Source organism: Pleionea sp. CnH1-48 (genome assembly GCF_024124665.1).
In the GTDB taxonomy this organism is placed as follows: domain Bacteria; phylum Pseudomonadota; class Gammaproteobacteria; order Enterobacterales; family Kangiellaceae; genus JAMXSB01.
In genome coordinates this window covers 1-13,634 of the sequence record NZ_JAMXSB010000002.1, presented here as the reverse complement: position 1 = coordinate 13,634, position 13,634 = coordinate 1, and the positions used below count along the sequence as shown (strand labels likewise).

Here is a 13,634-nt window from a genome sequence, read left to right as displayed (position 1 = left end):
GGAATAGTTGTCAGCACCGTAAATTGGAAAAAGGAACTCGATATGTGCAACTTGAAGAAATGGGTAATAATTTTACTCTTTAACCTCATGTATTCAGTCTCAGCTCAGTCGATTAATTTTACTGGAGGTTGGAAGGGTAAAATTTTAGGTGACGCTTTTGAAGTGGTTCTCTGGCAAACTCAAGCTATCGACAATAACGTGCGACAAAAATATTATGGCGTTATGTATCTCACTAAATACGATTGTTTAATGATCTTTCATTTGGACTATCAAGTAAATGGTGAAACTCTGGGATATTTTGTTCCAGAACGGAAAAACGACAGAAAAGCCAGTAATTGCAGAGAAAACATCAATAAAAAGGATAGATTTAGAGCGAATTTCAAAGCCCGGAATCCCGTCAGTAGCGACTCCATCACATTATTTACGGAAAGGTTGGACTATAAGGATAAGAAGTATCGAGAGCCAGAGCGTATTCGTTTTACATTAACTCGGAGTTTGGTTTCTGAGAGTATGTACGAACGTATTTATTTAGCTGGCGAGGAACAACGATGACTCCTCCCTTTGATATGGTTGACATTTTAAAGAACAATAAACAAGTTGATACTAATGACTTATTAACCGTTCAGTCGACACCGGCAACTTTCAAGCTTGATAATCCTGATGGGTACTTTACAGTTTCGAATTCGGCTGTCTATCAAATTGAAGTGCAAAGCACTAATAAAAATGGATCGTATTACTTAAAGTTTTATCAAATTGTGAACCTGTTTCCTCACACTCGAAACGGCTCTTTGGTTGGCGTTGGTACCTGGGATCCAATAGAGCAAACATTATCTATGCGAGAAGCTAGAGATTTGGATGGGTGTGGTTGGTCATATACGGATCCATTTAAGTCTGAGTTTAGCGGAGTTCATATTAAAGGGCTCTCCCATCCTTCCTTGTCAGCAACGACTTCAGGAACATCCTGTGCTTTGGGGCGTTTTAGAAACTGCTCTTATCATAGCTGTTTGATATGGAGCGATGATCGGCGATTTGGGAAGTTTGAACGGGCATACTATATAGTGAAGTCCAAAAAATCCGCACTGAAAATTTACGCATTACTCGATAAACCCAGTCAAAATGTATTCGATGATATTAACGAAAAAATTTATTAATGGATGAGGCTATAAATTTCATGCTATAGGAGAGTCCTATTTATAAGTAAGTAGGGGATAAGCTTCGAAATCCTGGGAGAATCATTTGGTGCGAGCAGCAACTCCACCAGGCCAGACTTTCGAGGAACAGAAAGGAAGAGTCATAGAAGGAAATGCTATTTTGCACCTGGAACTACAACTTATCTATAAATATCAGTTCATTAGGTCTTATATCTCTAGTTCTTTCTGAACTAAACTTCAATCGTTTTTTCTTAATACCTTGCCAAAATAATTCTATTCGAATGTCATTCGAATAGAATTTCTTGATATTGAAGAGAGCACTCATGAGTCCAAAAGCCAGGCACACCCCACAAGAACAGGAAGAACTGATTATCAATGCAGCCATTGAGTGCATTGAAGAAACCTCTCTGCTCGACTTTACGATGGCCGCGATTGGGAAGAAAGCTGAAGTATCCATGGGGACTATCTACAAACATATGCAGTCAAAGGAAGATGTTATCGTTGCTATTGGAGTGAGGATGCTAAAGAAACATCATCGCATCTACTCTGATATTTTGCGTTTTCCCTTAACCATGCCAGAACGACTCATTTGTGGCTATCTAGCGACACCCACCGAACTCACCGATTACTCTTTTGGTGTGCAACTTGAAATGTTATGCAGTAGCAAAGCCGTTTTGCAACGGGCATCAAAACGTTGGGTTGATGGTCTGGTTCAGTTTGATCATGCCATTGCCAATGAGTTTCAACAGGCACTCAGAGATTCTTACGAGTCTGGTGAAATCGTCTTATCCGAAGAAGATGCTCCATCAGTGATGGAATCACTGTCGATGGGTCTGTGGGCGATGTGTGTTGGTTTTACACAAGTAGCTTATCAACGAAATGCTCGTCAAGGGGATGGTCTGGCACCCTCATTGCCGTTTCTTGCTTCTCCTGAATTACCTTATCCCATGCAACCTGAGCACGGTATCGTAAAAAGTGCCCACCGGTTTTTAAATTCTTTCCCTTGGAAGCATCCACTGGATGCTGCAGGGATTAATAGAGCTATTGAATTACTTGAACAGCGAGGTTATCGATAATGAAGTCCGCTATTAAACGTTGGACGCTGACCGGCGTCCTCAGCTTAGCCTTATTGACGGGGTTGGGAAGTTTCAAATTTATAGAAGTGAAAGCTGCCATAGACAATGTTGCGGCAATGCCTGAATACTCAGAAACCGTTGAGGTCGTTTCACCTCGCGCTGTAGAGTACACACCCAGCATTACTGCACTTGGTGTAGTGTTGGCACCACAACAAGTGGTTCTGCGAAACGAATTACCTGGCTACATTACAGAGGTTAATTTTGTTTCTGGAGCAACGGTGAAAAAGGGCGATGTTATTGTGCAGCTGGATATCAGCGAGCAACAGGCAAATCTGGCTTCAGCAAAAGCGAGAGCCAAACTTGCTCAGTCACTCTTTAATCGTGAGACTGGATTGTTAAAATCATCGGCTGTGAGTGAAGACGCTGTCGAACGCGCTGAATCAGAACTGGCTGTCGCGAAAGCTGATATTAAAGCCATCCAAAGTATTATTAAGCGACGCACAATTCGAGCACCTTTTGATGGCGTGATTGGTATTCACCAATTGGAAGCCGGGCAGTTCTTATCTTCAAATACCGAAATAGCGCCTCTGGTTGGACACAGCGAAAACATGTGGATCGACTTTAGCGTTCCACAGTTCTACGGTGCACTAAAAGTTGGCACTGCGATAAAAGGAGAAGTGGTGAGTACCACTTCTTCTGATGAATCCTTTAATGCTGTCATTATTGCCGGAAATTCTGGCATCACCGCCGAAAGTCGTAGTCGCTTATATCGAGCATCAGTTAATAAAGCCGCAGGATTACTTCATAACACAGCTGTCAAAATCGATGTTCCTGTAGGCAATGTGATGTCAGTGTTTGCGGTGCCTTCTACGTCCGTTCAAACTGGTGCAAATGGAAAGTTTATTTATGCGCTCGACCCTGAGCCTGACTCAACATCTTACCGAGCACGCCAGCTACCGGTCGAAGTCGTTAATGCGCAAGAAGGACTTGCTTATGTGTCAGCAGAGATTGGTGACAATATAAAAGTGAGTGGAGCGGGCGCGTTTAAACTGAATGAAGGTCTGCTCGTTCATAGCAACTCGCGTCCGTTGATTACGCCAATCAGTCAGGCGAATTAGTTATGGATCTATTTGTAAAACGTCCCATTGTGTCACTGGTGATATCTCTAGCTTTGTTACTCGCAGGTATCTCAGCCGCTTTTAACATTTCAGTCATACAGTTTCCTAAAGTTGAAAGTACTAACCTGCTTATTACAACAGTTTATCCAGGAGCCTCTGCGGATGTCGTTCAAGGCTTTGTTACGGATCCTGTTGAAAGGGTAGCGATGACTGTGCCTGGCGTTGACTTTGTAGATTCTCGCAGTATGGCAGGAGTCAGTAGCGTAACTGTCTGGCTTAACTTAAATGAGAACAGCAGTCAGGCGCTTGCCGAGTTAACTTCTCGACTTAATCAAATTCGTTTCGAGTTACCCACAGATGCTCTCGATCCCTCTGTTCGTGTTCAACGCGCGGATCAAACCGCTGCTCTGTTTTATCTGGATGTTCAGAGCAAAGGGTGGAGTCGTGCCGAAGTAACTGACTATATGTCGCGTCATATAACACCTCAGCTCGCCGCGATTGATGGCGTTCAACGAATCGGTCTGGAAGGAGGGCGAAATCCAGCCATGCGAATATGGCTAGATCCCATTCGCCTTGCCAGTGTCGAAGTCGGGGCGGACGAAGTGCTGCAAGCTCTCAGAGAGAATAATGTTCTTGCCGCCGTAGGACAAACCAAAAGTGACCGCAACCAGATTCAGATACTTACTAATGCGACTTTACAAAACGTTGCTGACTTTGAATCCCTGATTGTGAGTAATAAAAACGGCATTTTAATCCGACTGCGTGATGTTGCAAACATAGAATTAGGTGAAGATAGAGGTGATGACCTTTCGCGATTGAATCAGGATTCTACGGTTTTCATTTCTATCTGGAGCATTCCTGGTGCAAACGCGATTAGCATAGGTGATGAAGTTTACAAACGTCTTGACACGATTAATCAATCTCTGCCTAAAGCCTTAGAGATTGGTATCAGTTATGACGCGACTATCTATATGCGCAATGCTCTTAAAGAGATTGTGAAGACTCTATTAGAGACCGTGGTTCTGGTGGGGCTGGTAGTGTTATTACTCATGGGATCTTTTCGAACGGCTTTAGTGCCACTGGTCACGATCCCTATTTCGGTTTTAGGTGCCATTGCTGTTATATCCATGATTGGATTTACGCTTAATCTTCTGACCATTTTAGCCATTGTTCTTTCCGTTGGATTGGTGGTTGATGATGCCATCGTGGTTGTTGAAAACGTAGCTCGACATATGCGAGAGGGTAAACCTCGTATTCAGGCGGCGTTGATCAGCTCCAGAGAATTATTAGCACCCATTATCGCAATGACATTAACTTTGGCTGCTGTTTATGCTCCCATCGGTTTTGTGAGCGGATTAACGGGGGCACTTTTTCGCGAGTTTGCTTTTACCCTTGCGATAGCGGTTTTAATTTCAGGTGTTGTTGCCATCACTCTTTCGCCGATTATGAGCGCTTATGTCAGTGCCAGTAAAGGCCAAGAAGGCCCGATGACTCAACGAGTGAATCGTTTTTTTGAACGTCTACAAAATATATACGGTCGCTGGTTGCAAAATATTTTTGAGTGGCGTTCGCAAACAATAGCGTTGGGACTATTTTTCGCCTTGCTCATCGTTCCTTTTTACATGATGTCTGCAAAAGAATTAGCGCCTGTTGAAGATCAAGGCAGTATTCAGATGGTTATACAGTCGTCTCCTGATTCTCATGTGGAATATGTTGGGGATTATATGCAAGATGTTGTTCAGGTTGCCTCACAACTGCCTGGCTTTTCTGAAACATGGCAGGTACTTTCTCCACCGGGAGGTTTTGCTGGAATCGAGTTTGTTAATTACGCTGAGCGTGATTTTAAGGTGCAAGATCTGCTTGGTCAGGTATACGGTCAGATGTCTGGTATCACCGGATTGAGAGTATTACCTATTCTGCCTAACGCTCTGCCCACTGCGGGTCAATTTGATGTAGAAATGGTTGTGCAAAGCTCTGACTCTTATAAGAAGATGTCAGAGTATACAGCACCATTAATTGCCGCTGCTTTTCAAAGTGGTCACTTTACCTATGCGGATACCGACTTAAAAATTAATCAGTCGCAAGCTCGGTTGATATTGGATCATGATCGTATAGCAGATTTGGGCCTAAGTGTTCAACAAGTGAGCGATCAATTGGCTGTACTGGTTTCTGAGCAGGACGTTAATCGTTATGACGCAGGTGGAAAATCGTACCGCGTCATACCTATGGTGAAACGCGATGCCCGACAAAGTCCACAAGCGTTGCTTGACTTGCAGCTTACATTGCCCAGTGTGATTTGGTTCCAGTAAGAAGTATTGCCAGTTTGGAAAATGTGACCAGCCCGCAAGCATTATCCAAATTTAATCAACAACGTTCTTTTAGAATCTACGGAGGTATCCACTCAGGAACAACAACCGAAGCGGCTTTGTCAGCTCTTGAAAAAGCGGCGGCTGAAATTTTGCCAGAAGGTTACACCATCGATTATGCTGGGGTCTCGCGTCCTTTGCGTAAAGAAGGAAACAGTTTGATATCGGTGTTGTTGGTATCTCTCTGTGTTGTTTATCTTTTGTTGGCAATTCAGTTCAACAGCTTCCGCTCGCCATTAGTGGTGTTAGCAGGCTCAGTACCTCTAGCTCTATCGGGAGCCTTGTTATTCAGCTTTTTAAGCCTGACCTCTATCAATATATACGCACAAATAGGTTTTATTACCTTGGTTGGGCTTGTGGCAAAAAATGGAATTTTGATAACGGAATTTGCAAACGAGCTACAACTAAAAGGCAGGTCAAAAATTATCGCGATCAAAGAAGCCGCACAAGTACGCCTACGACCTATTTTGATGACTACATTGGCAACGGTCATCGGTCACTTCCCGCTGGTGATGGTGTCTGGCGCGGGTGCAGAAGCTCGAAATAGTATTGGTATTATTCTGGTTGCAGGAATGTTTATTGGAACACTGCTCACGCTGTTTATTTTACCTTGTGTTTATTTACTCCTGGGTGAAAATCTTGAAGAAAAAGGTCAAGAAGACGTAGCTCATAACGAAATAGAGAGTAGCCTGCAAACCGTTGGCATCAATAAAGTTGCAGAAGTTGCTTGATGATTTTAAATGAAGCTGTTTCTTTACTCTTGTCTCACTCAATCTAGCTTTAGCTCTAAGTGGATATTAAGCTGGGATGTGTAGTGCAAGTAAAGCAGGGCGCTGCTAGGTAATTAAGAGAACTAGTACTAGGCCTGATCATTTTGGCGATTGGGTCTTTTTTGTTTACAGTAGATGAGTTTGATGAAATATTTTGACTCAACTTGTAAGAGAGTTTCATCAATAACGTTTAGGCACTTAGTTTTTTAATACTACTTTGGTGTTTATCTCTTATTGCGCTTGCGCTTTTATGGCTATTTGTTATTTATTTGGATTGTGCTATAAAATTTACAATGTGGACGACTACCTAACCTTACTTTTCTAAAGTAAGAGGAAATGGTATTGGGAAATACAATATCGTTTAGAAAGCTAGTTTGAGAAGGATGTTTGCTGATTTTAGGAGTTAGAAGTTGAGTCTAGACAGTTGATATCTCGCCACAAATAAATTGCTCTATCCGATCCGTTAAGGATATTTTGTTTGTAGTCTTTCAGAATGAGCAATGTTTCTGATGTATTTAGACACTATCACTTCGAACAACCAAACGTTTGCAAGGATAGTTGGAGTAATTGATAAGCTCCTAGTTTGGCTAAGATGTTTGATTCTATCAAAAGCGAGGGCACGATTGGAGAATTTAAGGAGTTTTGAATGATAGCTCGTTTTAATGGTTTAGTTCATGAATAGCAGGTTCTGTACTATGGAGTTTGCTTAATGTTGGAAATGGTAAGCTAGGAAACATGCTTTCAAAGCTTTTGGTAATGAGTGGGAAAGTGTGTAATTGTTTTTGCACTGAGGCGATACTTTGCAAGAGTTAGTGCAAGAATGAAGGCTTATAGTGAAGAGGAGAAGAAAGATGATTAAACAAATAACTATTTTACTAGGTTGTTTGGTACTAATGTCAGCGCTACTTCTAATATTGGGAGCGATCGGCGCTCCTGATAGTCAGTCATCCTCCAGAAATTGGTTTACATGGGACGACTCACGAATGATAGTCGCTACCGGTCAAGAGTTACTTAAGTATAGCGTTGGCGCATTTATTGGTTTTCTAACTGGTTCAGCGGTTAAAGAAAAAGTATAACAAACTGACTAAAGGTGTTCAATCCATGCATTCTTGTAGTAATACGACTAAAAAAGCCTCCGAGACCAAGGTTCTGATAGATAGCTCTGCTGAACTTTTGGGGCTCGTTCTAAGGTTTGGGCCTTTGAGCTAGAAAAATTGATCGTCAGCAAATCAAAATAGACATGCAAATTATTAATAAGAGGAATTAAGTATGCCTTGGAGAGAAAGGCTCAAGAATTTAAATGATGGTGACCAGTTGATACATGTCTCACACAGACTAAAAGGTAGCCTTGGTCAAACTGATATCGATCATTATGAAATTATTAATGGGACCGGTGATGTTGTCGGTTATGTTAAGTTAGAAGATCATACAGATATAAAAGCACCTCACACACAGTCGATTACGCTTACTCAGAAAAATGAAAATGGTGAGGAAGTTCATCATGAAACTTGGTACCCGAAAAATTAGAGGAACTGAGCACAGCTGCTACCATATAAGTACGCAAATGATATAGCTTAAAACCAGTTCTAATGTCCATCTTCAAGGCAAAAACGAAGTAAACGGAAATGGAGTGAAATTTTGCAATTCATCACTAATGGCCCAGATATACCAGATGTACTTTTACAAGCGCACGAAGAAGGCCGAATAGTGTTTTTCTGTGGTGCGGGTATTTCTTATCCAGCCGGTTTACCTGGATTTAAAGGGTTGGTAGAACAAATCTATTCTGAATGTGGTACTAGTATTTCTGATATTGAAAAAGAAGCATTTGAGCGAGGGCAGTTTGACGCGACACTAGATTTGTTGGAACGCCGTTTACCTGGCCAGCGCTTATCGGTTCGTCGTGCATTAGCTAAGGTATCACAACCCAAGCTCCGCCGAAAAGGAGCCTTCGATACGCAAGCAGCTTTGCTGCGCTTGGCACGTAGTCGCGAAGGCGCATTACGAATGGTAACAACTAACTTTGATCGTATCTTTCACACTGCTGCAAAACGTTCTAAACAAACTTTTAAAACCTATTCGGCTCCAATGCTACCGATGCTTCCGATTTTCAGTTGGGAAAATCCTGTGGAAGCAAGTGCTGTATGGAAAGGTTTTCTTTGGTCCCCACGCTTATACCAACCTTTGTTGACTGCAATAAAAACTTACTTGCTTGAATGTGCGGATCACTATATTGAGCTTGGTGAACATCGCCAACAGTTTGCTATCTTCTTAACCTATACTGCATTAGGTCCTACTGAAGAGTATACAGTAGATGAACTAAGGTCAGCAATTGATGCATTACCGCAAGATGGCCTCGAGCACTGTGCGCGAGCTTTAACACAAGCATTAGAAGGTGCGGCAGATCAACGCGAGGAATATTGGCGTAACCGCTGCCAACCTTTTTGGCAAAATATTTGGCCAAAATCACGCGATTTGGCGACCCCTCAGATAGCGGAGTCTTTGGCTCGATTAGTTATTGCGTCTCGTAAAGAATTTCCAAAAGCTTTAGCTTTAGTATCTGATTGGCTAGAACCACTCGAACATCAAGACTATGCAGTTCATCTTTTGAAAGAGTCAGGCCTTTCCAGCCTCTTTCCTGAAGAAGCTTTACAATTGCTTAGTGTGCTAATTGTAGAGCAGCAATGGGCACCTAGTGAGCTAGGTCGATGCTTAGAGGAAATTTCACAAGCCAAACCAGATCTTACTCAAGATAACCGATATCAAAAATTAAATACATACTTTCAGACTCGTGGTATTTAAAATATATAAGAGAATCTTGCAAATATTGAGCAGGGATGTGTAGTGTAAAGTGATCGTGACCTTTTTTGTTGGTTTCGATAAGTTTTGAGAGAAAAGGGAAAGTGAGAATCCTTATGCCGTTAAATAACAGCATAAGGATTGTTGTATAACGATATTACTTACATATATCTATAATAGACACCTTGGCTGATTTTAAGCCACAACCACCCGTGCCAACTCCCGACCCTGATGACTTTTTCAGTGCAGGCCCCGCGACCAATGGTTGATTGCTGTTAACATCTGCTTTAAACAAATCTCCTTCGTTTAAACTATTATGGGTTGTTGGCACTTGCTTATAGTATTGCCATGTAGGGCTAAAGTAGTTGGCTAATTTAAAGACCCTTCCTTATGAATCGAGAATCATTATAAGTTGGCTGTATAAAGGAAATTTCATGAGCTGGTCTTAAGGGCCTATATTTTAAATATGTTAAACAATTCTCACTAAGGCATTCTAAATCTTACTTAATGCCGAAATTTTAAACGGATTGTTGGGAATTCAAACGAATTGACTGAATTTTTAAGGGAGATTAGCGGACATATTGATACCCTCGTATCCTTATTTTTCAATACTGATCTGGATGCTAGATGGATATATCAGGGGTAGCTCCAAGGCTTATTACGAATAGAAGTTAAGAGGTAAAAATGAAACAGTTCAAGTTACTAGTAGTTACAATTATTGCCATCCTAACCACTGGCTGCGCCTTCCACGGAGAAGCCTACCAGGTGAAACTCCAACATGAACAGTTGGCTAATATAAAACTCTACAATGTAGATCTTATAGACGCTCGCCCACAAAGTGCTCATGAGGCACGTAAATTAGGCGGCTTTAAAGGCGACACCATCGAGCAAATTGAAGATGAAAGATTTAGTTTTGACAAGGTGAAATACTTAAAATTAAAACTGGAGTCAGAACTTAAACATAAGGTAGGACAGGTTAAGTTAATAAAGTTTCAACATATTATCGACTGGACCGTGACAGGCTCGAATAATCACCAAGATATTGTAGCGGGAGCTATTCTTGCTAATACTGGTGGTCACATGTATGTAAGAAAAAGCGCCAGTGATGACAATGTTTCATGTCAATTGGAATTGTTAGTTAACGGTCGACGATTTACAGCGTATAGCAAAGCTTATTGGTCATCAAAAGAGAATCAATGGTTTTCACTCTATGAAAGAGATGATATTAAACAAAGGCTAGCGTTTGTTACTGATGATGTGATTAACAAAGTTATCAAAGACATGAATGCACAACTTTAGAAATATGTACCCCAAAAACAATCTTGTCCAAGGAATGAACGAGGCTGTTTGCTGTTTCTCTGAGCCACTTATCAATGGTGGTTATCAGATCGAAAGTAGTCTTGATGAAACAACTATTAGAAAAGGCACCCCAAAATTTAAGATTGGGCAGATATAACTTCTGCCCAATCATGAAGGAGAGGCTAGTTTCTAACAATAATATGTGGTGGTAACACTCCAGGTTGATTGTCGATCACTTGAAAGGTGTCATAGATCACATTACTAAAAATCACTTCAGCAGGGCCAGGCTCAGGAGGTTGGATATACATATCTGTTGCGTTATTTCTCATCGTGACGTTATTGATTTGCCAGGTGCTATTGACCGGTGTCGCGAATCCCATACCAAAACCTTCAATCGTCACATCGCTTATCTGTGCAGGTCCGTGGGTGGCATCGTTTCCTACGTCAAGTCCTATACCTGATTTCGCCGTACCAGGATTAGGACTGAATACACTCACATCTTTTCCAAAACCTACGATGCGCGCTTTTTTCAGACTCATTCTTTCGTTGTAGTTAAGCAGCACCCCATCTCTGGAGCCCCAGACAGTTAAATTACTCACTGTTGGATTTAAGGTATCGATATAAGCTTGTGGTGGAGGCTGATGAAACGCCGTTGCGCCATTTTCAAATGTGTAAGCAGCACTGTTAACATATCGAGAACGGAAACCCACGGTTGCACCATAGGATTCATTTCCACTGTTTTCTGCCATAGGTGCCCACCAAACGGGAATGGTTTGTCTGTTGGTAATTAGATGGCCGTTGGCTATGTCACTAACATTGACAGTTGTGCGAACTGAGGTCGGTTGCGTTGGCTCCATGATGCCATCAGTCCAGTAAATAAAACCATGAGCAGAGGCACCTGCAGAAACATTATTAATCACTTTGACACGGTTACCAGTAAACCAGAAGCCATCACCGTCATTACCAAAGTCTATCAAGTTTGCACCGAGATCGGGATCAATGGCTCCTTGATCATCTAATACAAAACTGGGGTTATAGGTACGGATTGCAATATTTCCTTGTATAGTACCTATTTCATCACCAGCCTCTGTATAGAAACCTGCGCCTTGTAAGCCATAAGCGACATTATCTATAAAATTGACATGAGATGAGTGATTAACATAACCCCAGCCTGGACCATTGAAAGCAACGTTGCCTTTAACTAAAGCCGCCGGTGAATTTGGCATGACGCCTACCTGGTGAAAATGAATAACATAACGACCGCGTCGATTTTCTCCGCCCAGAGCAACCACATCAGCTGAAGACGCAAAATCATCGCCTGCGTCTGGATGCGGAACAAACTCGAAATCATTCAATGGTCGAGTCTTATCTGTTCTACCAAGTTCGGTAAATCTCGCATTTTGTACATTAACATTAGAACTCATAAACATAATGTGTCCACGATGTAGAGTGGCCGTGTTTTCTGATATAAATTCGACATTACGACTGGCATTGGCAACGTAGACATTTAGGGTAGGGTGAGGTGCCCGATGATTTAAAGCCAAATAGTCATTTAATGTGATCAGGGAGCCATCAATAGCCGTAATTGTTCGAAGCTCATCACTTCTAGGATCATTCATGATTGTCCCTGTGATAATTAATTGATCATTGACTTGCCAACCGCTAGGAGTATTTAACAACCTTAACTGAATATCTCCTTTTTTAGCTTGTGGACTTATGATTGCTCTGTGTGTTTTTGCGGCGCCGAATATCGTTGTGGTACCCATTAACACTGCGCCACGGCCAAGGCGTTTGGTATCTGCAACAGGTCCATCGTCAATAAAAGTGACCTTGGCCGTTACATTGGCATTAATAGGTTGAGAGGAGGTTCCTATCTGTAGCAAACCTGGGCATGTACTGACCAGAGTATCTACATTTAATTCTGTATTGCGATCATGAGCAAATAGTAAAGAGCCGTCGACTCGAACAGTTTCCAGACGTTCCGATACGAGACTATTGATTGTTACAGTAACATTCTTTGGAATTTGTACAATTGCGCCATTACCAGGAACTTGTCCTCCCCAGGTCGCAGCATCTTGCCAGATGCCAGACTGTACGGCTTTATGGGTCATCAAATTCTCACTGGCGAAATCAGGTATCATCGTGCAGTGATGGTTATGTCCAGTAGTGCCGTTAACCGTTATAGAGACGGTGGCTGGCTCACTTGTTAAGTTTCCGTCATTCACAGTGAAAGTAAATGAGTCATTGCCAGAATAGCCTGCTTTAGGAGTATAGGTCAGATTGGGGGCCGTACCTGACAGGCTGCCATTCTGAGGTTGATTGGTCAGTGCAAATGTTAGCGGATCAGCATCCGGATCGGTTCCCGACAAAGTGATTTGAACCGCAGTATTTTGATCGGTTGTTACAGATGCGGCTGTTGCGCTAGGCGCATTGTTAACCGCTGGTGGTTGAGGCTGCGGCTCTGAAGTTTGACCACCTGAGCCTCCACAGCCTGCTAGCGTACAGATGAGTAAGAGGGCAATGAAAATATTATGAATAGAGTGTCTTAATCTGACAGGACAATTGAATAAAAACCTGTCTAATTGATTTTGCGAAATAGCTTTCATTTTCTGTTGCTTCCTCTGTGTCAATTGAGAGTTCATAGCGCGATTTATCTTGCGTTTATCTCTAAGACGAAAGGAGTGATGGATTGAGGAATAAAAATATATTGAGGATGCCAATATGTGGATTAGCTCACATTATTATCAACTGCATTTATTTGAGAAGTAGCGATTCATTAACCGTTGAGGAGTAATCTGAGTAAGCCAGGTAACATATTGATTTTAAGGAACTTTCTTTGACCTAAACTCAAAGTTTAAACTTACCATCCTGTCTGGCTTTGAAGAGAATAGCCCATTGAGGCAATGTCAGGTTCGAATTGTGAACTGACATTGACCGGCTCCCATTTTTAGATCCACCTTGTAGTGAAGACGGGCTCATCAAAATTCGCTGTTACTTAGGAACTCTTTAGGCGACAGATTATTAAGAGCTTGATGAGGTCGACTCTCGTTGTACTCTA

General features: G+C 42.0%; 11 protein-coding genes. 10 read left to right on the top strand and 1 reads right to left on the bottom strand.

The genetic code is table 11. The features are described 5' to 3' along the window. Positions 1–42: 42 nt before the first annotated feature. The 10 genes from NH399_RS02835 (at position 43) to NH399_RS02790 (ending at position 10,576) form a co-directional block, all read left to right on the top strand. Entirely contained in the window at positions 43–552 is a 510-nt protein-coding gene (locus tag NH399_RS02835; RefSeq protein WP_253036913.1) for a hypothetical protein, read from the top strand. Further along, positions 549–1,151 carry a hypothetical protein gene (locus tag NH399_RS02830; RefSeq protein ID WP_253036912.1) on the top strand — a complete coding sequence of 201 codons (603 nt, stop codon included), beginning with the start codon at positions 549–551 and terminating at the stop codon, positions 1,149–1,151. Before NH399_RS02835 ends, NH399_RS02830 begins: the two co-directional genes overlap by 4 nt. Before the next feature lie 323 nt (positions 1,152–1,474). Next, positions 1,475–2,227 carry a TetR/AcrR family transcriptional regulator gene (locus NH399_RS02825; RefSeq protein WP_253036911.1) on the top strand — a complete coding sequence of 251 codons (753 nt, stop codon included), beginning with the start codon at positions 1,475–1,477 and terminating at the stop codon, positions 2,225–2,227. Then, positions 2,227–3,345, top strand: coding sequence for an efflux RND transporter periplasmic adaptor subunit (locus tag NH399_RS02820; protein WP_253036910.1), 1,119 nt, complete (start codon positions 2,227–2,229; stop codon positions 3,343–3,345). Before NH399_RS02825 ends, NH399_RS02820 begins: the two co-directional genes overlap by 1 nt. A gap of 2 nt (positions 3,346–3,347) precedes the next feature. Continuing rightward, positions 3,348–5,654: an efflux RND transporter permease subunit gene (locus NH399_RS02815; protein ID WP_253036909.1), complete on the top strand. Its 2,307-nt coding sequence runs from the start codon at positions 3,348–3,350 to the stop codon at positions 5,652–5,654. Positions 5,655–5,677: 23 nt separating this feature from the next. Beyond that, on the top strand, positions 5,678–6,442 hold the full coding sequence (locus NH399_RS02810) for an efflux RND transporter permease subunit (protein WP_253037499.1): 765 nt from the start codon (positions 5,678–5,680) through the stop codon (positions 6,440–6,442). 890 nt (positions 6,443–7,332) lie between these two features. Then, positions 7,333–7,557, top strand: coding sequence for a hypothetical protein (locus NH399_RS02805; RefSeq protein WP_253036908.1), 225 nt, complete (start codon positions 7,333–7,335; stop codon positions 7,555–7,557). A gap of 193 nt (positions 7,558–7,750) precedes the next feature. Next, positions 7,751–8,008 (top strand): hypothetical protein, encoded by a 258-nt coding sequence (locus NH399_RS02800; RefSeq protein WP_253036907.1) that lies wholly within the window; start codon positions 7,751–7,753, stop codon positions 8,006–8,008. Positions 8,009–8,119: 111 nt separating this feature from the next. Next, positions 8,120–9,280: a hypothetical protein gene (locus NH399_RS02795; RefSeq protein WP_253036906.1), complete on the top strand. Its 1,161-nt coding sequence runs from the start codon at positions 8,120–8,122 to the stop codon at positions 9,278–9,280. Positions 9,281–9,961: 681 nt separating this feature from the next. Beyond that, positions 9,962–10,576, top strand: coding sequence for a hypothetical protein (locus NH399_RS02790; RefSeq protein ID WP_253036905.1), 615 nt, complete (start codon positions 9,962–9,964; stop codon positions 10,574–10,576). A 182-nt stretch (positions 10,577–10,758) separates the two neighbouring features. Here the strand turns inward: NH399_RS02790 and NH399_RS02785 are convergent, their stop codons facing one another. Beyond that, the gene (locus NH399_RS02785; protein WP_253036904.1) at positions 10,759–13,182 is read right to left on the bottom strand and encodes an Ig-like domain-containing protein; all 2,424 of its coding nucleotides are present in this window, start codon (positions 13,180–13,182) and stop codon (positions 10,759–10,761) included. Positions 13,183–13,634: the final 452 nt, after the last annotated feature.